At 55.4% G+C, this 23,469-nt stretch carries 19 protein-coding genes and 1 pseudogene; 18 read left to right on the top strand and 2 right to left on the bottom strand.

The features are described from left to right. Nucleotides 1-29: 29 nt before the first annotated feature. The 9 genes and pseudogenes from DIT72_RS09455 (at nt 30) to DIT72_RS09415 (ending at nt 9,640) form a co-directional block, all read left to right on the top strand. Nucleotides 30-710, top strand: a complete 681-nt coding sequence (locus DIT72_RS09455; RefSeq protein WP_135954992.1) for a GntR family transcriptional regulator — start codon at nt 30-32, stop codon at nt 708-710. Between the two features lie 209 nt (nt 711-919). After that, nucleotides 920-1,807: a methylisocitrate lyase gene (gene prpB / locus DIT72_RS09450; RefSeq protein ID WP_135954991.1), complete on the top strand. Its 888-nt coding sequence runs from the start codon at nt 920-922 to the stop codon at nt 1,805-1,807. 352 nt (nt 1,808-2,159) lie between these two features. After that, nucleotides 2,160-3,290 carry a bifunctional 2-methylcitrate synthase/citrate synthase gene (gene prpC / locus DIT72_RS09445; protein ID WP_135954990.1) on the top strand — a complete coding sequence of 377 codons (1,131 nt, stop codon included), beginning with the start codon at nt 2,160-2,162 and terminating at the stop codon, nt 3,288-3,290. A 166-nt stretch (nt 3,291-3,456) separates the two neighbouring features. Continuing rightward, entirely contained in the window at nt 3,457-6,054 is a 2,598-nt protein-coding gene (gene acnD, locus DIT72_RS09440; RefSeq protein ID WP_135954989.1) for a Fe/S-dependent 2-methylisocitrate dehydratase AcnD, read from the top strand. 224 nt (nt 6,055-6,278) lie between these two features. Further along, nucleotides 6,279-7,463, top strand: a complete 1,185-nt coding sequence (prpF, locus tag DIT72_RS09435) for a 2-methylaconitate cis-trans isomerase PrpF (RefSeq protein WP_135954988.1) — start codon at nt 6,279-6,281, stop codon at nt 7,461-7,463. A gap of 123 nt (nt 7,464-7,586) precedes the next feature. Beyond that, complete coding sequence (locus tag DIT72_RS09430; RefSeq protein ID WP_135954987.1) at nt 7,587-7,844, top strand: type II toxin-antitoxin system RelE family toxin; 258 nt, start codon at nt 7,587-7,589, stop codon at nt 7,842-7,844. Continuing rightward, a complete protein-coding gene (locus tag DIT72_RS09425; protein ID WP_135954986.1) occupies nt 7,841-8,221 on the top strand; it encodes a helix-turn-helix domain-containing protein in 381 nt (126 codons plus the stop codon). The genes DIT72_RS09430 and DIT72_RS09425 overlap by 4 nt, the downstream gene beginning before the upstream one ends. A gap of 14 nt (nt 8,222-8,235) precedes the next feature. Then, a pseudogene (locus DIT72_RS09420) lies at nt 8,236-8,376 on the top strand (PrpF domain-containing protein); the annotation flags it as partial. Between the two features lie 442 nt (nt 8,377-8,818). Continuing rightward, nucleotides 8,819-9,640: a THxN family PEP-CTERM protein gene (locus DIT72_RS09415; protein WP_135954985.1), complete on the top strand. Its 822-nt coding sequence runs from the start codon at nt 8,819-8,821 to the stop codon at nt 9,638-9,640. A 110-nt stretch (nt 9,641-9,750) separates the two neighbouring features. Here DIT72_RS09415 and DIT72_RS09410 read toward each other — a convergent pair whose 3' ends face one another. Both DIT72_RS09410 and DIT72_RS09405 read right to left on the bottom strand, forming a co-directional pair. Next, on the bottom strand, nt 9,751-10,590 hold the full coding sequence (locus DIT72_RS09410) for a PEP-CTERM/exosortase system-associated acyltransferase (protein ID WP_135954984.1): 840 nt from the start codon (nt 10,588-10,590) through the stop codon (nt 9,751-9,753). Between the two features lie 117 nt (nt 10,591-10,707). Then, the gene (locus tag DIT72_RS09405; protein WP_135954983.1) at nt 10,708-12,333 is read right to left on the bottom strand and encodes an FAD-binding oxidoreductase; all 1,626 of its coding nucleotides are present in this window, start codon (nt 12,331-12,333) and stop codon (nt 10,708-10,710) included. Between the two features lie 369 nt (nt 12,334-12,702). Here DIT72_RS09405 and prpD point away from each other — a divergent pair, with 369 nt between their 5' ends. The 9 genes from prpD to DIT72_RS09360 all read left to right on the top strand — a co-directional run bounded on the left by prpD (nt 12,703) and on the right by DIT72_RS09360 (nt 23,430). Continuing rightward, nucleotides 12,703-14,187, top strand: a complete 1,485-nt coding sequence (prpD, locus tag DIT72_RS09400) for a 2-methylcitrate dehydratase (protein ID WP_135954982.1) — start codon at nt 12,703-12,705, stop codon at nt 14,185-14,187. Between the two features lie 117 nt (nt 14,188-14,304). Next, nucleotides 14,305-15,717 (top strand): TIGR03013 family XrtA/PEP-CTERM system glycosyltransferase, encoded by a 1,413-nt coding sequence (locus DIT72_RS09395; RefSeq protein WP_135954981.1) that lies wholly within the window; start codon nt 14,305-14,307, stop codon nt 15,715-15,717. Nucleotides 15,718-15,774: 57 nt separating this feature from the next. Continuing rightward, nucleotides 15,775-16,422, top strand: coding sequence for an XrtA/PEP-CTERM system exopolysaccharide export protein (locus tag DIT72_RS09390; protein WP_228260776.1), 648 nt, complete (start codon nt 15,775-15,777; stop codon nt 16,420-16,422). A gap of 57 nt (nt 16,423-16,479) precedes the next feature. Continuing rightward, nucleotides 16,480-18,006, top strand: a complete 1,527-nt coding sequence (locus tag DIT72_RS09385) for an XrtA system polysaccharide chain length determinant (protein ID WP_135954980.1) — start codon at nt 16,480-16,482, stop codon at nt 18,004-18,006. Continuing rightward, on the top strand, nt 18,006-18,920 hold the full coding sequence (locus DIT72_RS09380) for a P-loop NTPase family protein (RefSeq protein WP_228260775.1): 915 nt from the start codon (nt 18,006-18,008) through the stop codon (nt 18,918-18,920). Before DIT72_RS09385 ends, DIT72_RS09380 begins: the two co-directional genes overlap by 1 nt. After that, on the top strand, nt 18,880-20,199 hold the full coding sequence (locus DIT72_RS09375) for an outer membrane beta-barrel protein (RefSeq protein WP_228260774.1): 1,320 nt from the start codon (nt 18,880-18,882) through the stop codon (nt 20,197-20,199). The genes DIT72_RS09380 and DIT72_RS09375 overlap by 41 nt, the downstream gene beginning before the upstream one ends. A gap of 30 nt (nt 20,200-20,229) precedes the next feature. Next, nucleotides 20,230-21,138, top strand: a complete 909-nt coding sequence (locus DIT72_RS09370; RefSeq protein ID WP_135954979.1) for an XrtA system polysaccharide deacetylase — start codon at nt 20,230-20,232, stop codon at nt 21,136-21,138. Then, the gene (locus DIT72_RS09365; protein WP_135954978.1) at nt 21,132-22,289 is read left to right on the top strand and encodes a glycosyltransferase family 2 protein; all 1,158 of its coding nucleotides are present in this window, start codon (nt 21,132-21,134) and stop codon (nt 22,287-22,289) included. The genes DIT72_RS09370 and DIT72_RS09365 overlap by 7 nt, the downstream gene beginning before the upstream one ends. A gap of 7 nt (nt 22,290-22,296) precedes the next feature. Beyond that, nucleotides 22,297-23,430, top strand: a complete 1,134-nt coding sequence (locus DIT72_RS09360) for a glycosyltransferase (RefSeq protein ID WP_211578719.1) — start codon at nt 22,297-22,299, stop codon at nt 23,428-23,430. The last annotated feature ends 39 nt before the right edge of the window (nt 23,431-23,469 follow it).

Below are 23,469 nucleotides of genomic sequence, written 5' to 3'. Positions count from 1 at the left end.
ATCAATACAGTCACTATTGTTGACAAAACATGTCCGAAGCTGCCATCCAGACCTACACCCGCGCCGACGAAGCCTTCGATTGTCTGCAAACGGCCATCGTAAAAGGTGACCTGGTTCCCGGTGAGAAAATCGGTGAAGTGGAACTCTGCTCCCGCTTCAACCTGACCCGTGGCCCGTTAAGGGAGGCCCTTGGTCGCCTCGAATCCCGCGGCTTACTGGTTCGCCGGCCCCATGCCGGGGTAAAAGTGGTCTCCGTAAGCGCCGAGGAACTCCTGGAGCTGTACCGCATCCGCGAAACCATGGAAGGCCTGGCCGCGCGACAGGCCGCCGAGCGCATGACCGATGAAGAAATCGCTGACCTTCAGGCTACCCTGGACAGCCACGAGCAGATGATCGAACAGGCCCAGGGCCAGGCTTACTACCAGGCAGAAGGCGATTACGACTTCCATCACCGCATCGCCACCGGCAGCCGCAACACAAAACTCGCACAAATGCTGCTGGGTGATCTTTACTATATGGTCAGGATGTACCGCTATCGCCTGAGCACCTCCTCCGGCCGGCCCCATATGGCCCTGGGGGAGCACCGAAGAATCGCAGAAGCCATCGCCCAGCGCGACGGCGAACTGGCGGAGTTCCTGATGAAACGCCACATCAACGCCGCACGCCGGAACATCGAAAAAAAGATCCGGGAAGGAGTGCTGACGATCTGACAATTGCGCGCAGCGCAACGACTCATGTCGGATTACGGCTCTGCCTAATCCGACCTACAAATGCCAGGGCAGAAACGTTGTAACGTAGGTCGGATTAGCCGGAGGCGTAATCCGACAAACAAACAAAAGGCAGAAACCCGATAACGTAGGTCGGATTAGCCGAAGGCGTAATCCGACAAACAAACCCGACAATCAACGAGGCCAACACCATGTCCAAAAAACCATCCCCAGGCGCCCGCTTCCGCAAGGCCCTGAAAGACAACCACCCGCTGCAGATTGTAGGCACCATTAACGCTTACACCGCGATGATGGCGGAAAAGGTCGGCCATCAGGCCATCTACCTGTCGGGCGGCGGCGTCGCGAACGCCTCCTACGGCCTGCCGGACCTGGGCATTACCACCATGAACGACGTGGTTGAGGACGTCCGCCGCATCACCGCAGCCACCGACGTACCATTGCTGGTCGACATCGACACCGGCTGGGGCGGCGCCTTCAACATCGCCCGCACCATCCAGGAAATGGAGCGCGCCGGCGCTGCGGCGGTTCACATTGAAGACCAGGTCGCCCAGAAACGCTGCGGCCACCGCCCCAACAAGGAAATCGTATCCCAGGAAGAAATGGTCGACCGTATCAAGGCCGCCGTGGACGCCCGCGAAGACGACGACTTCTTCATCATGGCCCGCACCGACGCCTTCCAGAAAGAAGGCCTTGAACCTGCCATCGAACGCGCCAAAGCCTGCATTGAAGCCGGCGCCGATGGCATCTTCGCCGAAGCGGTCACTGAACTGGAACACTACAAAGCCTTCTCCGAAGCTCTGGACGCCCCGATACTGGCCAACATCACCGAATTCGGCGCCACGCCCCTGTACAATCGCAAGGAGCTGGCCGACGCCGGCGCCGACATGGTGCTGTATCCACTCAGCGCCTTCCGCGCCATGAACAAAGCGGCGCTGCAGGTGTACGAAAACATCCTCGAGAAGGGTGATCAGAAAGACGTAGTTGACCTGATGCAAACGCGGATGGAATTGTACGATTTCCTGAACTACCACGACTTTGAGCAGAAGCTGGACCAGCTGTTTCAGCAGAAGAAGGGATAAGCCGGTTTGTCGGATTACGGCCCAGAGGGGCCTGATCCGACCTACGCATGAGAGGGCAGAATGTTTGGGTTACCGTGTCGGATTACGCTGCGCTAATCCGACCTACAAATGCCCAGGCGGAACCCGCACCGTAGGTCGGATTAGCGCAGCGTAATCCGACACCAAAACCCGGGACCCAAACCGTAGGTCGGATTAGCGAAGCGTAATCCGACACCAAAACCCAAGGCCCAAACCGTAGGTCGGATTAGCAAAGCGTAATCCGACAACAAAGCCCAAAGCACCAAACAATGTAGGTACGGATTAGCGAAGCGTAATCCGACAACCCAAATCAAAACAAAGGGGGAGAAACACCATGGCTGAATCAAAAAAAACCGGCGGCGCTGGCCTTCGCGGACAGGTTGCCGGCGTAACAGCACTGTGTACCGTTGGCCAGTCCGGCACCGGGCTGACCTATCGCGGCTATGACATCAGCGACCTGGCCGAATACGCCCAGTTTGAAGAGGTGGCCTACCTGCTGCTGCGCGGCAAGCTGCCCAACCGGCAGGAACTGGATGACTACAAGAAAAAACTGGTAGGCCTGCGGGAACTGCCGGACGCCCTGAAATCCGTGCTCGAACACATCCCCAAAGACGCCCATCCAATGGACGTCATGCGCACCGGCTGCTCCGTGCTGGGCAATCTGGAAACCGAAACCGACTTCAGCCAGCAGGACGACAAGATCGACCGCATGCTGGCCCTGTTCCCGACCATCATCACTTACTGGTACCGCTTCGCCCACGAAGGCATACGAATCGATACCGCCAGCGACGTTGACTCCATCGGTGGCCATTTCCTCGAACTGCTTCACGGCAAAAAGCCCAACGAGCTGCACGAGCGGGTGATGAACGTGTCGCTGATTCTCTATGCCGAGCACGAGTTCAACGCCTCCACCTTCGCCGCCCGCGTATGCGCCTCCACGCTGTCTGATATCCACAGCTGCGTGACCGGTGCCATCGGCACCCTGCGCGGCCCGCTGCACGGCGGCGCCAACGAAGCCGCCATGGCGCTGATCCAGAAGTTCAAGACCCCGGATGAAGCCGAAGAAGGCCTCATGGGCATGCTGGAGCGCAAAGAGAAAATCATGGGCTTCGGCCACGCCGTCTACACCGAGTCCGACCCGCGCAACGCCATTATCAAGAAGTGGTCCGAGAAACTCGCCGAAGAGGTTGGCGACACCGTGCTGTACCCGGTATCGGTACGCTGCGAAGAAGTCATGTGGCGCGAGAAGAAACTCTTCTGCAACGCCGACTTCTTCCACGCCTCTGCTTATCACTTCATGGGCATCCCCACCGAACTGTTTACCCCCATCTTCGTGATGTCCCGGGTATCCGGCTGGACTGCCCACGTAAAAGAACAGCGCGAAAACAACCGCATCATCCGCCCCAGCGCCGACTACAACGGCCCTGAGCATTCGGAGTGGGTGCCGATTGAGCAGCGCGATTGAGAAGACTGGTACGTGCCTGTTTGTCGGATTACGCCTTCGGCTAATCCACCTACGGCTGCGGAACGTCGAAACAAATGTAGGGTCTCCGGGGTCTGACCCCTGGCCAAACGTAGGTCGGATTAGGCGAAGCCGTAATCCGACACCAAAGGATCACGAGCAAACGCCCATGAACACAAACTACCGCAAACCCCTCCCAGGCACCGACCTGGACTATTTCGACACCCGCCAGGCCGTGGAAGACATCCAGCCCGGCGCCTATGACAAACTCCCGTACACCTCCAAAATCCTCGGCGAGCAACTCGTTCGCCGCTGCGATCCGGAGATGCTGACGGACTCCCTCAAGCAGCTGATCGAACGCAGGCGTGACCTCGACTTTCCCTGGTATCCGGCGCGGGTTGTCTGCCACGACATCCTCGGCCAGACGGCCCTGGTAGACCTGGCCGGCCTGCGTGACGCCATCAAGGAGAAGGGCGGCGACCCGGCGAAGGTAAACCCGGTTGTTCCCACCCAGCTGATCGTCGATCACTCCCTGGCAGTTGAGCACGCCGGTTTCGAGAAGGACGCCTTTGAAAAGAACCGCGAGATCGAAGACCGCCGCAACGACGACCGCTTCCACTTCATCAACTGGACCAAGACCGCGTTCAAGAACGTGGACGTGATTCCTCCGGGCAACGGCATCATGCACCAGATCAACCTGGAGAAGATGTCGCCGGTGGTTCAGGCCCGTGACGGCGTTGCCTTTCCGGACACCTGCGTCGGTACCGACAGCCACACCCCGATGGTGGACGCACTTGGCGTTATTTCCGTCGGGGTCGGCGGCCTGGAAGCCGAAAGCGTGATGCTGGGCCGTGCCTCGATGATGCGCCTGCCGGACATCGTTGGTGTGGAGCTGAGCGGTAAGCTGCAGCCGGGTATCACCAGTACCGATATGGTCCTGGCCATCACCGAATTCCTGCGCAAGGAAAGGGTGGTCGGTGCCTATCTGGAATTCTACGGCGAAGGCGCCGACAGCCTCACCGTGGGCGACCGCGCGACCATCTCCAACATGACCCCGGAATACGGCGCCACCGCGGCCATGTTCTATATCGACGGCCAGACCATTGATTATCTCAAGCTGACCGGCCGTGAAGATGATCAGATTGCCCTGGTTGAGACCTACGCCAGGGAAACCGGCCTGTGGGCCGACAGCATGAAAAACGCCGAATACGAGCGCGTGCTGAAGTTTGACCTGTCGAAGGTCACCCGCACCCTGGCTGGCCCTTCCAACCCTCATGCGCATCTGCCCACTTCCGAACTGACCGAGCGTGGCATTGCCGGCAAGTGGGAGAAGGAAGAAGGCAAGATGCCGGACGGCGCCTGCATCATCGCGGCCATTACCAGCTGCACCAACACCAGTAACCCCCGCAACATGGTGGCTGCCGGCCTGATCGCCCGCAACGCCAACAGGCTGGGCCTGACCCGCAAGCCCTGGGTGAAAACCTCCCTGGCGCCAGGTTCCAAGACTGTGAAAATGTACCTGGAAGAGGCCAAGCTGCTGCCGGAACTGGAACAACTCGGCTTCGGTGTGGTGGCCTTTGCCTGCACTACCTGCAACGGCATGAGCGGCGCCCTGGATCCGGAGATCGCGAAGGAAATCATGGATCGCGACCTCTATTCCACCGCCGTGCTGTCCGGTAACCGGAACTTCGACGGCCGGATCCACCCCTACGCCAAGCAGGCGTTCCTGGCTTCGCCACCGCTTGTTGTCGCCTACGCCATCGCCGGCACCATCCGCTTCGACATCGAAAAAGATGCCCTGGGCTACGACAATGACGGCAACCCCGTCACCCTGAAAGACATCTGGCCGGACGACGCGGAAATCGACGCCATCGTCAAATCCAGCGTCAAGCCGGAGCAGTTCCGCAGCACCTACATTCCGATGTTCGACATCACCCGGGACGCACAGGCCAACACCAACCCGAACTACGACTGGCGCCCCCAGAGCACCTACATCCGTCGCCCGCCGTACTGGGAAGGTGGCATGGTGGGTGAGAAAACCCTCAAGGGCATGCGCCCTCTGGCAGTGCTGCCGGACAACATCACCACCGATCACCTGTCGCCGTCCAATGCCATCCTGATGGACAGTGCCTCCGGTGAATACCTGCACAAAATGGGCGTGCCGGAGGAAGACTTCAACTCCTACGCCACCCACCGTGGTGATCACCTCACCGCCCAACGCGCCACTTTCGCCAACCCGAAACTGTTCAACGAAATGGTGCGGGACGAAAACGGCAATGTGAAGCAGGGCTCGCTGGCGCGGATCGAACCGGAAGGCAAGGTCACCCGCATGTGGGAAGCCATCGAAACCTACATGGAACGCAAACAGCCACTGATCATCATCGCCGGCGCCGATTACGGCCAGGGCTCCTCCCGCGACTGGGCCGCCAAGGGCGTAGCACTGGCCGGCGTGGAAGCGATTGTGGCGGAAGGCTTTGAACGCATCCACCGCACCAACCTGGTGGGCATGGGCGTGATGCCACTGCAGTTCGAAGAGGGCACCACCCGCAAAACACTGGGAATTGACGGCACCGAAACCTTCGATGTGGAGGGTAAACCCTCGCCCCGCGCCGAACTCACCCTGGTTATCCATCGCAAGAACGGCGATACCGAACGTGTGCCGGTGATCTGCAGGCTGGATACCGCGGAAGAGGTGTCAATCTATAAGGCTGGCGGCGTATTGCAGCGATTCGCGGAGGATTTCCTCCAATCGGAGGGTGCGGCGTAAAGGGGTCTGACCCCGAGGGGTCAGGCCCCAATCCCATTGATGTGTCGGATTACGGCCCTTCGGGCCTAATCCAACCTACGAGGGCTCGTCGCCAACTCTGGCGTAGCCCGTAGGTCGGATTAGCAAAGCGTAATCCGACAACTCCTTACCCCGTAGGTCGGATTAGCCGAAGGCGTAATCCGACAACCTCTCCCAACCCGAAACCAATTTAAAAGGTACCCCCCATGCCCCACCAACCCCAAATCAGAATCCCCGCCACCTACATGCGAGGTGGCACCTCCAAAGGCGTCTTCTTCCGCCTGCAGGACCTCCCGGAGCCGGCACAAACCCCGGGCGAAGCCCGCGACAAACTCCTGCTCCGCGTCATAGGCAGCCCGGACCCCTACCAGAAGCAGATCGACGGTATGGGCGGTGCCACCTCCAGCACCAGCAAAACCGTTATCCTGGCAGCCCCTACGCAGCCTGACCACGATGTGGACTACCTGTTCGGCCAGGTGTCCATCGACAAACCCTTTGTCGACTGGAGCGGCAACTGCGGCAATCTCACCGCCGCAGTAGGTGCCTTTGCCATTAACGGTGGCTTCGTCGCCAAAGAGCGTATCCCCGAAAACGGTACTGCCACCATTCGCATCTGGCAGGCCAACATCAAAAAAACGATCATCGCCCACATCCCCATCACCAACGGCGAAGTACAGGAAACCGGTGATTTCGAACTCGATGGCGTGACCTTCCCGGCGGCGGAAATCCAGGTCGAATTCATGGACCCGGCCGATGCCGAAGGCTCCATGTTCCCCACCGGCAACCTGGTAGACGACCTGGAAGTGCCCGGTATAGGCACTCTGAAGGCGACAATGATCAACGCAGGCATTCCCACCATCTTCGTTAATGCCGAAGACATCGGCTACAAAGGCACAGAGCTTCAGGATGCCATTAACGGTGATGAAAACGCCCTGGCCACATTCGAGAGGATACGTGCCCACGGCGCACTGAAGATGGGGCTGATCAGGCATGTAGACGAAGCAGCCAGCCGGCAGCACACACCGAAAGTGGCATTTGTGGCGGAACCGGCGGATTACGTTTCGTCCAGCGGCAGGAATATCGGGGCAGGGGAGGTAGACGTGCTGGTGCGGGCCCTGTCCATGGGCAAACTTCACCATGCCATGATGGGCACCGCCTCCGTGGCCATCGCCACCGCAGCTGCCGTTCCCGGAACCCTGGTGAACCTTGCCGCCGGAGGTGGAGACCGTACCTCCGTTACCTTCGGACACCCATCCGGTACCCTCCAGGTAGGCGCGGAAGCCAGCCAGGTGAACGGCCAGTGGACCGCCACCAAGGCCATTATGAGCCGTAGTGCGCGGGTGCTCATGGAGGGCTGGGTTAGGGTGCCCGGGGATTCGTTTGCGCTGTAGGGGCAGGTTTGGGGAATTGGTTGGTTTGGTTTTGTCGGATTAGCCGAAGGCGTAATCCGACAATCCAGCTGAATCCATATCTTTCATGTTGACTGTTGGTAAACTCAACCGTAAACTTTTCTCATGTACTCCCTGAAATACAAAAAATCCGCACTTAAAGCGTTGAGGAAGGCTCCCAGGCCAATTGCAGAACGGTTAATGTCCGGACTTGAAGTTATTGCTCTGGACCCGGAGAACTATCAGGGCGACTGGAAGCCTATGAAAGGAAAGCCTTACTGGCGTCTTCGTCAGGGTGGATACAGAGCGATTTGCAGTTTTGATAATGGCGAGCTGATTTTGCTGGTGCTGAAGGTCGGTGCCAGAGGAGATGTTTATAAATGAGCGTACAGATCATAGAAAAGTCAGGAAAACCTGAATACGCAGTCATTCCCTATGCCGAGTACCAGGAATTGCTGGAGATGGCACAGGAGGCACGCGATATCCAGGATGCTGATGCAGCCAGCGCAGAGCTTTTGGCTGAAGAGGACGAGAGCATTCCTTCTGCCATTGCCAGGCGGCTCGTATTGGGAGAGGAACACCCTCTGAAGGTTTGGAGGGAATATCGCGGTTACACTCAGGAATCTTTAGGAACAGAAGCCGGCATTGGGAAGTCCTATGTCTCGCAGATCGAGGCTGGCGCCAAGACTGGTTCAACAAAGGTTCTCAGCGCACTTGCGAAAGCTTTGCGGGTTGAAATAGACGATTTGTTGGATCGGTAACTCTTCCCACCTCCGGCCATCCCTCCGGCACCTTGCAGGTGGGGGCCAAGGCCAGCCAGGTGAACGGCCATTGGACCGCCACCAAGGCCATTATGAGCCGTAGTGCCCGTGTGCTCATGGAAGGTTGGGTGAGGGTGCCCGGCGGGAGCTTCTGATTCCGTAAGGTTTCAAATTTCGAACAAAAGCCCGGAGAATTCCATTCTCCGGGCTTTTTACGTTCGGGTGTCAGGTTTCTGAATACTTGAACTTTCCAGGTGTCAGTATAATTTACGCCCACTGAGATGAGTCTGCTATCTGAATGGGGTAAACAACCCCGGATTTGTATAAAACGATCTATTTAAATATCCTTTTAATTGATCTAGGCTATTTAAATGTACCGCTTTTATGAACATGACGCCTGAACTGACCAACCCGCTCTCCCTGGATGTCGAAGATACTTACACATGGGACGCAAAATCAATTCGATTTTAATTCTAAGTCGCTGAAAGGTTTTGATTTTCAATACATGGCATGGATGGTGCTCTTAAACACGTACCGCTGAGTTTCTTGCTTCAATGCAAACTGCAGCGTTCACGATAAAATCATGGAGAGATAACTATGAACATTGCACTTAAAAGAACGCTTCTATCAACACTCGTTCTGCCCTTTGCGCTGGGCGCGGCATCTGCCAGTGCGGTTGAGATCACCGACTGGGGATATAGCACTACCAACGTGTTCTCCGATTCTACCTTTAGTGATGGAGGCGGCACCCAGGATATAAATGACCAAAGTTTGTCGTGGGGTGGTACTGACGCTGATGATCGGTCGTCTGTCGCGATCACTGATGTATCGGAGACAAGCGGCCTTATTACCAATGGTGAATTCGTAGAGGGCGGTACATTCACTCACGACAACAATGTTATAAGTGACACCTATGCTGCGTTGACCGGCTTCGACCTGAGTACCTCCCTAATGCTGACCGCAGCAAGTCCGGATACTGGCGATGTCGCGAACCTGCCTACTCTCACATTCGCGACTTCCTTCAGGGAAACTCCGAACAGTTCGCCATGCGAGGGGACTTCAAATGGAATCCCCTGTGATGACATTTTTACCATCGACAACCTGGAGGGTGCTGAGGTTAATGAGAATGGCTGGTTCCAAATTGCTGCACCAGCTTTCACCATTGACGATTACACCTACACCGTGTTCCTTGAGTTGGAGAACCTGGCAGAACTGGGAGAAACAACCTGTGGCGTAGCGGGCGCTCCTGCCGATTGTGTCGGCCTTCTGACTGAAGAGGAGACAACAAACAGTTTCCGGACCCGGTTCAAAATCGCGTCTTCACCAGTTAGCGTACCTGAGCCAGGCACTCTCGCACTGCTCGGCCTGGGCCTTGCCGGACTTGGTCTGTCGCGCAGGAAAAAAGCAGCAACAGCGTAACATTTGAACAGAGATAATGTTCAGATAACATGCTGATATAAAAGAAGCCCCCGCCAATAAGCGGGGGCTTCTTTTTTCAGCAGGACAATTCAGTATCGTCAGGCGAGGGGTCAGGCAACTTCCTTTTCAATTGCCTTATAAGCGGTAGCCGGTTTCGCCGGCAGGTATCGCCCGTCATCAGTAATCAGCGACCAGACATCCGGGCGACGCTTCCTTATGCCCTCAATCAGTGACGCTGCCTCCGTGAAGGCAGGGCGGCGGCGGCCGTGATACTCCGTCACGGGTCCCACATGATCAAATTCCACACCGAACCGCTTCAGCACGCGCAGCAGTGCCGGCTCCATAACCGCCATCCAGTGGGTTATGCCATGTTTGACAGACATCTGGAGAATAGCGGCAAAAATTCCCAAGCTGATATAAGGCAGGGCACGTTTGCCATTCTCCGAATCGCTATAGCCGGCGAAATCGCTGATGCCAGAAGTTGTTTTATCCTCATTCAGACGCCGCCTGAACTCACGGCTTACCGCCATCCGGGATATTTCAGCGACCTGCTCGCGGCGTGCAGCTGCAAATGCTTCCTGTGCATACCGGTCCATCAGATGGAGGCACGGGGCTTCCATGGGAAAATCGGCCTGCACCGGGGTGTCGCCTGCCATAACGAGACGAACGGCGGCGACGCTCTCTCCTGTCATCCGGTGTCGGATCAGCGCATGCGCTGATCGCGAGTCGTAGGCATCGTGCTCGCGTTTATCCGCGAAGCAATCGGGATCCTCGAAAGGCCGGTCGATACAGTAAACCTGATACCGAACTTCGAATACCTCGTTGATTACCTCCGGAGAGGTTGCCAGCTGGACACTGAATGCCGAGTTGAAAATGGTACTGACGTCTTCTTCAATTTGTTGGTTTTTTATGTTTTCAGTGTGATCCGGACGTGCAAACCCTGTGTTCATTTTTTAGGCCCTTATTCTTCCCCGTTCAGGGAGCTGTTATGGCGATAGTCGCAGTGAGAAAAAGCGCCGTCTTTAACCACAGCTGACGGCGTACTACGGGTGTATCGAGGCTACAGCTCATAAGACCTCGGAACGCTTTATCCTGGGCACGTAACGTCCGGGCGCCAGGATGTAATTCGGGTCGACTGCAGCTTTCAGCTGGCTGGCAAGCCTGGAGAAAGCAGAGCCACCGGTGTTCAGGATGCCCATTGCATCGATGTTGAGACGGTAGGGCAGAAAACCTTCTTTTTGCCCCGCGTCCAGAAGTGCGCGATAACAGTCGTTGGCCCTTGCTGTAGAATCCGCATCCCTGCGATCAAAAAGCAGAGGAACCGTGGAGTCGAAGCACCGATCGTTTACTGTCGTCAATGTGATGAGCGGATTGACGCCGTACCGCGGGCAAATTCTCTCAATCATATCGATATAGCGGCGAACGTCTTGCCCCCGTATGGGGACCAGTGGCGCAAACCATATAAGCCCACAACCATCACGGGCGGGATTTTTTGGTTGCCCTGCACCTGGCAGGTCACCCGAGCGCCAATAGGCCAGCGCCAGGGCAACATCGTTGGGCGTACCATGCATGATTTCAAGGGCGCCAGAGAGCGTATCCGCCATGCCTTTCACCCGTGCAGCCAGTCTGCCAGGCAGTACACGGGAAATATTGCGGGCCACGGCAACTTTTCGCCGGTTGATAAAAACAAGACGGTCGGTTACCGGGCCAAGAAGCCGCCGTAGCGTGCGTCGGGCCGCCCCGGCCACTTCCTTTGACGCGTAAATTGCGCCGACCCCGCTCCACGCCGGAACGCCATGAGTGTTTGCCAGACTTTCAACTTCGTGAGCAGGCAGAACACCGTCAATGGCTTTGCCTTCCGGGAAGGGCGTCATCATCGAGAGCATGCGTTGGCTATTGAGCAGGTTGATTGCCACAACCGAACCGCCGAGCGTTCGCAACACGGCTCTGACGGTGGGCACCAGCGCTTCCAGCCTGGCGTCGTCTTTTGTGGAAAAGAAAAATGCGGTTACTGTGTCCGGAGCTGGCGCAAGGGCGATGGTCATATTGACCACCACACCAAAATTCCCCTGACTGAAAAGCCCGTCGAGATAGGGGCCGAGGCCCCACTTAAAAAGCCCGTCTACTTCGGCACCGCCAAGTTCGCTGAGCGGCGTCCGGTAAAGGGTACCGTCGGGGAGGATCGCTTCTATCTTTGTCACTGCCGCAAAATGGTCAGTAATCGGCGTGATACCGTAACCACGTTCAAGCGCATTACCAAGAATGCTGCAGGTGGGCCCGGCGCCGGTCACAGGAACCAGGTAATTGCCCTCGTGGCGATCAAGGAATTCCCTCAGGGCGCCCTGGGTCACACCGGGCCCGACAGTAACAACACCCAGTTCGGGATCAAAATCCGAAATACGGTCAAGCCGGCTAAGATCGAGAATAACGCAGTCGTTTTCAACCGGGTTGGCACTGCCGTAGCCCCAGTTATTGCCCGTGCTGACGGGGTAAACGGCGACCTGCCAACGTTGCGCGACTTTTAAAATGGCAGCAACCTGTTCCTGGTTCTCCGGGCAGAGCACCGCCGGAATAGAGCGACTGGTTCCTGTTGTGGAAGCACCAAAATCTGCTGCGTCAGCCGCGATAACTCCGGAATCACCCAGAATAACGGTCCATTCGGCAATTGCAGACTCGGTTGAGGTGCTGTTCACTGGTGTTCCCAAAATTAATCGAAGATTTGATGAATATGTCGTTAATGTTGACTGACGGCTTGTTTACTAAAGGCGGACTGATTATAGGCGAGATAAGGTGGGCAAGGCCACCGTGTAGCATTACGGCTCTGAAAACGGGTTACGTTAAATAAAATACTCGCAAACAATAAGTTGGAGCGACGTCAGAGAAATACGGGAAAGTCTGTTTATTAAATCAAATTAACACCGTCAGTTTTATCTTGTTAACAGTGGGTAAATTAACCATTTTCAGCTACATGTATAACAATAGAGTGATTGAAGTGATTGCCTGTATCAAACCTTCAGCTAGGCTTGAAGTATTACAAACGGATATGCCCTGGAGTTCTTGCCATGTCAGCAACATTTGATCTCAATGAACGCCCCGACTACGACGATCTCATTCAGACCATTACCGACTACACCCTGGGCTACCGGATAAAAAGCAAAGAAGCCTGGAACACCGCCCGTCACTGCCTGATGGACACACTGGGCTGCGGATTGCTGGCGCTGCGGTTTCCCGAGTGCACAAAACATCTGGGCCCGATTGTTGAAGGCACGATAGTGCCTCACGGGGCCCGCGTTCCCGGAACGTCTTTCCGGCTGGATCCGGTGAAAGCCGCCTGGGATATTGGCTGCATCATCCGCTGGCTTGACTACAACGACACCTGGCTGGCCGCGGAGTGGGGCCATCCGTCCGACAACCTGGGAGGCATTCTTGCCGTAGCCGACCACCTTTCCCAGCAAAGAGTGGCAGAAGGTAAACAGCCGCTGACCATGAAAGAGGTGCTCGAGGCCATGATCATGGCCCACGAAATTCAGGGCGTGCTGGCACTGGAAAACTCCTTCAACCGGGTCGGGCTGGACCATGTGGTATTGGTGAAAGTGGCCTCCACCGCCGTCACCGCAAAACTGATGGGTGCTAACCGGGAGCAATTGATGTCGGCGCTGTCTCACGCCTGGGTTGATGGCCAGTCATTGCGAACCTATCGCCACGCGCCCAACGCAGGTTCCCGCAAATCCTGGGCCGCGGGTGATGCCACGTCCCGAGCCGTGCGGCTGGCCGACATCGCCATGAGGGGCGAGATGGGTATTCCGAGCGCACTGACAGCGCCACAATGGGGTTTCCACGATGTTCTGTTCAGCAAGACCAACAAGGACCAGAAACTCAAACCCGAAAACAGGCGTCAGCTTTCTTTACCCCAGGACTTCGGCTCCTACGTGATGGAGAACATCCTGTTCAAGATTTCCTTTCCTGCCGAGTTTCATGCCCAGACAGCGGCTGAAGCGGCAGTCACCCTGCACCCCCAGGTCAGGGACCGCCTCGACGAGATCGATCGTATTGTGATCACCACCCACGAGTCCGCCATTCGCATTATCTCCAAGCAGGGCAAGCTCGCGAACGCCGCGGACAGGGACCACTGCCTTCAGTATATGACCGCCGTGCCACTGATCTTCGGCAACCTGACGGCTGAACATTACGAAGACAGCTTTCACGAAGCCAACCCGGTCATCGACCGGATCCGCGAAAAAATGGAAGTGGTGGAAGACGAAAACTACACCCGCGAGTACCTGGAAGAGGATAAGCGCTCTATCGCCAATGCCATCCAGGTGTTCTTCAAGGATGGCAGCAGCACGGACAAGGTTGCCGTTGAATACCCCATAGGCCATCGGCGCCGCAGAAAAGAAGGGATTCCCTTGTTGGAAGACAAATTCAGCAACAATCTTGCGACGCGATTTCCGGGCCAGCGCTGCGATCGGATTTATCAGCTCTGCAAGGATCAGAAAACGCTGGAAAGCACGCCTGTACACGAGTTTGTGGGCCTGTTTGTGATCTGATTGTGGTGATGGCGATTGTAGTTACAAAAAATTACAGTACACTGGTGTTCATACAACGCTGTATGTAAACGCACTGGATGCGTTGTTTTATTGTTGTAAGCAGCAAAAGGAGTCGGCGTGGCTCACGTCAGATTGTTCAGGCACTACATCCATCTTCCATACGTTATCCTCGGCCTGATTGATTTTCTGGTGCTGGCGTTTGCCCTGGCGTTGGCGGTGTTTTTTCGCTATTTCGGCGATCTTTCCTTCTTTCTCGATAACCTGAATTTCATGCTGCCCTCAGCGATTGTGTTTTCGGCAATCAACCTGCTGGTGATGGTAGCGCTTGGTGTTCATCAGTCCCGCCTGGAAGAAGGCATGTCGGGAATGATGCTACGTACGATCATGGCGCTGATCATCAGCATTCCGTTGTGCGGTTTTGCGTACCTGCTGGCACAAGATCTGTTCTGGTACATCGGTGCCAGCGGTGTGCTGACGACCGCATCCGTGTTCGGGGTTTTCCTGCTGGGCATCGCCCGCGCACTGTTTTTTGCCATCGTGGGCAAGGAAAGCTTCAAACGGAAAGTACTGGTGCTGGGAGCAGGCTTTCGTGCCAGGCAGATTCATGAAGACCTCAGAACTCCGTTTAATCGCAAAGGCTTTATCCTGACCGGCTTCGTGCCTCTGCCAAGTGCCCCCGTGGAAATCAGCGAAGAGTACCTGCTCAACATTCGGGGCACATTGCATCAGCACATCATCAAGCATCCGGTTGATGAAATCGTGGTGGCGGTTGACGATCGCCGTAACGGCCTGCCGATGGAAGACCTTCTGGAGTGCAAGATGGAAGGCGTAAAGATTGTCGACGGGGCAAGCTTTTACGAGCGGGAATCCAGGAAAGTGGCCCTGGAAATGGTTACCCCTGGCTGGCTGGTGTTTTCCGACGGATTTACCGTTTCTTCTGTATTCGGTTTCGGCAAGCGCTCCATGGACATACTGGCTGCCATCACTCTGCTATTGGTGGGGCTTCCTCTGATGGTGCTGACCGCCATCGCTATCAAGATCGAGGACGGCCTGAAGGCACCGGTTTTCTACAGCCAGGAACGGGTAGGGCTCAACGGCAGCGTGTTCAAGGTCTACAAATTTCGTTCCATGACTACCGACGCCGAGAAAAACGGTGCGGTCTGGGCCAGCAGGAACGACGCCCGGGTCACCAGAGTAGGGGAGTTTATCCGCAAGGTGCGGATCGACGAGCTGCCACAGATTTTCAATGTACTGAACGGCACGATGGCCTTTGTTGGCCCGCGGCCGGAGCGGCCTGTATTTGTGGAGCAACTGTCCGAGAAGATTCCGTTCTACAGCGAGCGTCACCGGGTCAAGCCGGGTTTGACGGGCTGGGCCCAGCTCTGCTTTGCTTACGCAGATAATGAAGAGGATACCCGAGAAAAGCTCCGTTACGATCTTTACTACATCAAAAATCAGAGTCTGTTACTGGACATATTGATTATAATTCAGACAGTGGAAGTGGTATTGTTCAAAAAAGGATCAAGGTAGTTTCGGGACCAGCTCTCCCCCGAGACATGGAATTAAAAACGGAACAAGAGAGGAATAATGATGTCATCGAAGTATTCACTGAAGGGGCTGCTGATGTCCCTGACTGCGGTAGCGTTTGTTGCGGGTTGTGCAGGCCCCCAGTCATCTTCGCAGGAAGCCATAGACGAAGCCCTCAACCTGCAGACATCAACAAGTGTTGATGAATACCTGCTCGGCCCGACAGATTCAGTCCAGATCTCGGTCTGGCGGAACGAGGATCTCAGTATCAGTGTTCCGGTACGGCCGGACGGCCGGGTTTCCATGCCTCTCATAGGTGATGTGATGGCTACCGGTAAAACCCCGGAGCAACTTGCCACCGAAATTGAAGAGGGACTGACGGGTTATATCCGCGAGCCCCAGGTAACCGTTGTCGTTACATCAATGGGCAGCCATGAATTCAGCGATCGAGTTCGTGTCACCGGTGCCGTCAATGAGTCGATCTCAGTACCTCACAGGTCCGGAATGACCGTTCTGGATATGGTGTTGAGCGCCGGGGGGGCAAATCCCTTCGCGCAGCTCAACAACTCCATGCTTTACCGCTCTGTAGACGACAAGATGGTAGCTATACCGGTTCGTTTGGATGACATTCTCAACAAGGGCGATGTAACCACCAACTACCGCATGCGGCCGGGCGACATCCTGACCGTGCCCGAACGGAACTTTTAAAATCAGCCAAAGCTGCTGCTTGGCGCAAATGGCAGAATCGGTTAACAGGTAAGAATCATGGCACTTCCACTAAGTCAGATCCCTTCAGAAATGTTCAGGGAGGTCCGGTCACACAAGTGGCTGGTCCTGGTCCTATTTGCCGTTGTCAGTTTTGCTGTGCTGACGGCCGGTTTCTTTTGGCCTTACAAGTACGAATCCCAGGTTGTGATATTTGTGGATGACCAGAATATCATTCGGCCACTGATGGAAGGCAGCGCCGTAACCACCGAAATCAGCGAACGTACCTCGGTAGCCAGGGAAATGCTCTGGTCCAGAGATGTAATGTCACAGGTGGCCCGGGATACAGAGATATTTGGCCCGGATGCCGACCAGACTGATGGTGAGGCTTTAGAGCGGCGCGTTGAGATGCTTCGTGCCAATATGAATGTGCGTCCTCGTGGCGACAGCTACTTCAGCATAGGCTACTCCTCCGAGTCGTCGATGCAGGCATTCCGCGTCGCCCAACGCCTGGGGCAGTTGTTTATATCCGAGAACTCGGAAAGAAAGCGCAAGGAAAGCCGTAATGCTTACGGTTTTATCGACAAACAGGTTAAAAACTATGAGTCGATCCTCGCCGATGTTGAGCAAAAACTGAAGAGGTTCCTGTCAGAAAATGTAGACGGAACGGAGAGCGAGGCCAATGCCCGCATGGCAAACCTGCGCCGGGAACTGGAACTTGCCGAGATGGAACGCACCGAACTGATGGCACGGGCTGCATCACTGGACTCTGATTTACAGAACGTGCAGCCCATGTTCAGTCAGGGCAGAACCGCAGATGCCTACACCCGCAGAATTCGCGAGAAAGAAACCATGCTGGATGAACTGCGGTTGCGATACCACGACACCTACCCCGATATTGTTGTACTGAAGGAACAGATTGCAGAACTCAGAAGGCAGCGAGACAGGGCAGCCCAGCGCGGAGAACTGGATCAGGCCACGAGTGGAGGCGAGCAGCTAGTCAATCCTCTTTATCAGGACATCAGTGCAGAGGTGGCCAAAACCCGTGCCGATATCCGTACCCAGGAATCCCGGATTAATTCGCTCCAGAACCTGATCGCTGAGCAGGAAATGCGGATGGAGCGCATCCAGGAAAACAAGGCGCAATATTCCGAGCTCACTCGAGATATGGAAGTTAACGAACAAATCTATAACGATCTGCTCAAACGCCGTGAAAAAGCCCGTGTATCCATGCATCTGGACATCGAAGGCCAGGGCCTCAATTTTCGTATGGCTGAAACAGCCCAGTACCCCCTGGGCCCAGAGGGCCCTCAATTCGAGCTGTTTGCTTCCGCAGGCCTGATTTTGGGTGCGTTGTTCCCGTTTGGTCTCGTAGCCGGAATGCTTCAGATAGATCCACGTGTGAGGGCGCGCAAACAGCTTGAAGACGGTATTGGCCTGCCTGTACTCGCAGAGATTCCCCATGTAAGAACGCCCTACGAAAAACGTAAAGACCGCTTTTTTACGGTTTCAGTGTCCGTATGCGCTGTGCTGGTTGTAGCTGCCTATGGCGGTGTTGCCGGTGCTGCTCTGATGGGAGTTATTTAATGACAGAGCAAAAACAGGACAGGGAAAGGGAAGAGATGGAAGCCGATACCCATCCCCTAGATAAAAACAACGGTGCAGTCGATTTTAAGGCAAGAGAACGATCGAGCGATTTGCAGAAACACGGCAGCGCTTCCGATAAGGAAAGAAACAGCGAGTTTTCCCATGGGGAGGACTCCCGCATGCTGGTACCAAGCTCCCTGGAGCTGGGCCCGGGTGCTGTCGACAGGTACGTAATCAGCAAACAGATTGTAAAGATGCAGGAGCCACGACGGCTCACCCGCGACGATATGGATGAACGTCGCATCATCTATCCGGAATCCAAAAACAGGGAATTGGTCAATCGTTTCCGCCATCTGCGGACCAAACTGCTGGAGCTGTCCGGCGGCAACAATTTTACCATGGTGGTTAGTGGAGCCTGTGAGGGCGCGGGAACGTCGTTCATGGCGCTTAATCTAGCCGCTGCATTTGCCTTCGATCAGTCCAAAACTGCACTGATTATCGACTGCAACCTTCGCAATCCCACATTACACTCGCAGCTTGACCTGGCTACGGAAACTGGCCTGACTGATTTCCTGGAAGACTCCGACTACGACATTGGGCGAATCATCTATCCTACGGGTATTCCGCGACTACGGCTTATTCCCGCCGGCAGCCAGCGTGAAACACCGGCAGAGTTCTTCACCTCATTTCGTATGAAGCAGTTTCTACAGGCCGTCCGGCGCCGCTATCCGGACCGCTTCATCGTGCTGGATACAGCGCCCATAGCTGATTCGCCCGATGCCCGTATTCTTGGTGAGCTGTGCGATTATTCGATGTTGGTGCTGCCACACGGAAAAATAACCGCCACCGCTGCGGAAAATGCAGCCCAGGCGTTTGACCCTGAAAAGTTTGTGGGAGCCGTCATCAATGGATAGGACAATTGGAGCAAGGAAATTTTACAGCGGAAGCTTATTACTTTTTGTAGGCGCCCTTGCCGTGGCTCCCGTATCCGGGCTTGCTCAATTGGAGATCATCGGTGGGCAACAGGCACGGGTCACAGATAACGCGAGAAAGGCAGCCAACAATGAAAATAGTGATCTGGAGAGCCGGACTTACGTGACTGCCAGGTATGAAACGGATCCAGGGCAGTGTCAGGCCAGTTTTGCGGGTACCCTCGGCTACACTATCTGGCAGGACGACTCGTTTGATAACGAAACCGATGCCAATATGGATCTGGACAGCCAGTGCGAACTCGCACCCCGTTTATTCTGGGATCTTGATAACAATCTCCGCGAAGTCAGCCAGGATACCACGCAGAGCGACACCCCCGATAACCGAACGCGGAAAAACGTATTCAGTACCGGCCCACGCTATATCTGGCGAATTGGCCCCGTCGACTCACTGTCGTTCAGTACCCGATACGAGAATACAGAGTTCGAAGAACCGGAAGAAACCGACAGCGAACGCTATGTTGGGTCAGTGGCCTGGACTCACCTGCTCAGCGACACTTTAAGTGGAGGTGTCAGCGCCTCGTATTCTGCCACTGAGTACGACACTGGAGCGGAAGTTGATGTAGAAACCGTTCGGGCCACCTTTAGCAAGAGGTGGGCAACCACATCGTTATCCGGGGCAATTGGTGTCAGTGAGATCGAAACCGAGTTTGGCAGTAACTCCCGGACGAGTGACGGGTTAGTGGGGGAGGTAGACCTGACCCGGGAGTTGAACCCCACTACTAACTGGTACTTCAGCGCTGCCCGTGAGCTGACTGATCGAACATCAAGTTTTGATATCCGATTTGAAGATTTTGAGTTCAATCTCAACGAGAGCATCAGTGTAGAAACAACCATCGCGTCCACAGGTATCAATAAAGGCTTTTCCGATCAAAGCAGCCTGAATGTCGACGTGTTTGCCAGCCAGTCGGATTATCTTGAAACCGATGAGCTGGAAGAACGTGTCGGACTTAATCTGCGTTATTCCAGACCCCTCGCTGAACGCCTTACAGGCAATTCAGGGTTCGGTTATCGGTACTCAGCGTTTGATGAGGATAGCTCACATAACGAGATCTTCAGCGTCGAACTTGGTCTCGACTACGAGGCAAGCCGTGACCTCAGTGTTTTCGGGGGACTTGGCTACGAACAGGAAAACAGTGATGTTCCTAGCCGGGAATATGATGAGCTTTGGGCGCGGCTCGGATTAGAGTATCAGTTCCGCTAATTGGCCAAGGATAGCTGTGAGGCTTTAACCATGACAGAACAAATTGATAACGCCCTGACCATCGACGTGGAAGATTACTTCCAGGTGGCCGCCCTGGCAGAAGCCGTGCGCCGTGAAGACTGGCATTCCATGGAATACCGCGTGGAGGCCAACACCCACCGGTTGCTGGAACTGCTCGATAGTCACAACACACGAGCGACGTTCTTTACTTTGGGCTGGGTGGCGGAAAAATCTCCCCAGTTGGTTCGCGACATACAGAAAGCCGGACATGAGGTGGCCAGCCATGGCTACAGCCACCAGTTGATCTATAACCAGACCCCCGAAGTCTTCCGCGAAGAAACCCGGCGCTCAAAACAGATCCTGGAAGATATCACCGGCGAGCCCATTACCGGGTACCGTGCCGCCAGTTATTCCATCACCAGCCAGTCCCGCTGGGCCCTCGATATACTCGCCGAGGAAGGCTTTGTCTGGGACTCATCCATATTCCCCGTGCACCACGACCGCTACGGCATGCCGGGCACACCACGTTGGCCACACCGATTGACAACCGACAAAGGCCATGAACTGGCCGAGTTTCCCCTGAGCACCCTGAAGTTTCCGGGTTACACCCTGCCGATCGCTGGTGGCGGCTATTTTCGGCTATTCCCTTACTGGTTCAGTCGCTGGGGCCTGGGCAGCATCAACCGCCAGGGCCAGCCGTTCGTGTTCTACCTCCACCCCTGGGAAGTAGACCCCGACCAGCCACGGCTGGACGTAAAGTGGTTCTCCCGCTTCCGGCACTACAACAACCTGGATGTGTGCGAACACAGGCTGGACAAATTGCTGGGCCACTTCCGGTTTACTGCCATGGGCGACGTGCTAACAAACCTGAAACTACTTGAAAAAGAAACACCGGCAACCGCCGGACAAGAGCGAATGGAATCCACATTACCATGCTAGTCCCACTGTTCTGGCTGTCCCTGTTACTGCTTTTCTACATCTATTTTGGTTACCCGCTAATGGCAAGGGCAATTTCCGCCTTGTGGCCAAAACCCGTAAAAGCCAGCGACGAGTACCGGCCAAAGGTGTCCATCTTGATTGCAGCCTACAACGAGGCAGAGGACATCGAAGGCACCCTGCAGAACAAAATGGAGCTGGACTATCCTTCGGATAAATTAGAAGTGCTTGTTATTTCCGACGAATCCGATGATGGCACTGACGACATCATCGAACGCGTGGCAAGCGATTCGCGCTTCCCGGTCCGTCTGTTCCGCCAAGTACCAAGGCAGGGCAAGACCGCCGGCCTGAACACCCTGGTACCGGAAACTACCGGCGACATCATCCTGTTCTCAGATGCTAACTCCCAGTGGGATGCCCGGGCCGTCAGCCAATTATGCAGCAACTTTGCTGACCCGGATGTGGGTTATGTCACCGGCAAGATGGTCTATGTGAACAAAGATGGCTCACTTGTGGGTGATGGCTGCAGCGCCTACATGAAGTACGAGAACTGGCTGCGGGAGCAGGAAACCCGGTTAGGTTCCGTGGTTGGCGTGGATGGTGGCATAGACGCTATGCGCAAAACGCTCTACCAGCCGCTCAACGCCGACCAGTTGCCAGACTTCGTGCAACCGTTGAAAGTGGTAGCGCAGGGCTACCGGGTAGTCTATGAGCCCCGGGCCCTGCTGAAAGAAGAAGCCCTGAATGACAGCGACAGTGAATTCAGCATGCGTGTGCGCGTCAGCCTTCGCGCCCTGTGGGCGCTGAAAGACATGCGCCACCTGATGAGCCCCTTTCGAGCCCCGACGTTTGCCTGGCAGCTCATCTCCCACAAACTACTGCGCTATACCGCTTTCGCGCCGTTGATCACCCTGACTATAAGCACCATATTGCTGGCTCCGGCTCGCGGTATCTACACCTTGGCCTTCCTGGGCCTTGTTGTCTTTGTGGCCCTCGCCTGGAGAGGCCACAAGCGGGAAGGGAAAGGACAGCCGCTGTCTGTGATCTATTCAATACCCTACTACTTTATGCTGCTGAACATCGCCTCCTACAAGGCAACGGCCGCGTTTCTCAAGGGTGAGAAGAAGGTAATCTGGAATCCAAGGAAGGGATAGGCCACCGATGGGAATCAAGGTGCTACACCTGATTGATAGTGGTGGCCTCTACGGCGCCGAGAAGATGCTGCTTAGCCTAGTTCAAGAGCAGGTCAAACAGGGGCTTGAGCCGATGATACTCAGTGCGGGAGAGCGGGGTGTCAGCGAAAAAGCTATTGAAGCAGAGGCGAGGAGCAAAGGCCTGCCCATCACCCTATGGCGGATGAAGTCTGGCCTTAACCTTAAAGGGTCTTGGAGTATCCTGAAATGGGCGCAGGGGAATGACTACAACCTTTTTCACTCACATGGATTCAAGTTTAATGTCCTTCTGGGGATGTATCCAGAAAACGTCAGACGCATTCCGATGGTTGCCACTTTGCATGGATACGTCCATGCCCCACGCTTCTCGAAAATGTGGCTATACGAGTCGCTGGACCGGTTTGCTATCCGCCGCATAAGAGGTGTCGTTCTCGTGGGGGAGGCGATGAAGAAGCAATTACCAGGAAAGCTTTCAAGCGGCCACACGGTGGTTATTCCCAATGGTCTGGATATTTCAGAGCTTCAGGAATCCTCCCTGGCTTCACTGGATGAGCCGTTCAAATCATTTTTCGAGAACCATGACTCTGTAATTCTCGGAGTCGGCAGGCTCTCCCGAGAAAAAGGGTTCGACAGATTAATCTCAGCTTTTTCGGAGTTCAGAAACGCCTTTCCGAAGTCAGGGCTGGTTATCGTTGGTGAGGGTAGGCTCCGACAACAACTGGAAGCGTTGATTGACGAGTTGGGTGTTAAAGACGATGTGCTAATGCCGGGATACTGCTGCACCGTACCGGCGCTGTTGAGTCGCTCAAAGGTACTGGTTATGCCTTCTCTAACGGAAGGGCTGCCAATTACCCTTCTTGAGGCAATCTCGTTGAAAACTCCAGTGATCGCCTCTGCTGTCGGCGAAATACCGAAAGTTCTGGGAAACGGTGAAGGCGGCGAACTCCTGAGTGATGTTGAGACAGCCACTATTTTCAGCGCTATTGAAAAGTCTGTAACTGATAGAGAACATTCCGGCCGGAGAGTGGACTGGGCTTACGGTGCGGTAAGCAAAGACTATTCGTCTGAGGCAATGGCGGATGAGTACCTGGCGTTCTATAAAAGGGTTCTTGGTACACCATGATTCTCCGTTCAGCCAGGTTTCTCCTAACACGATTATTGT

Source organism: Marinobacter orientalis (assembly GCF_004792665.1).
Classification (GTDB): Bacteria; Pseudomonadota; Gammaproteobacteria; order Pseudomonadales; family Oleiphilaceae; genus Marinobacter; species Marinobacter orientalis.
This window is presented reverse-complemented; position numbering and strand designations above follow the sequence as displayed.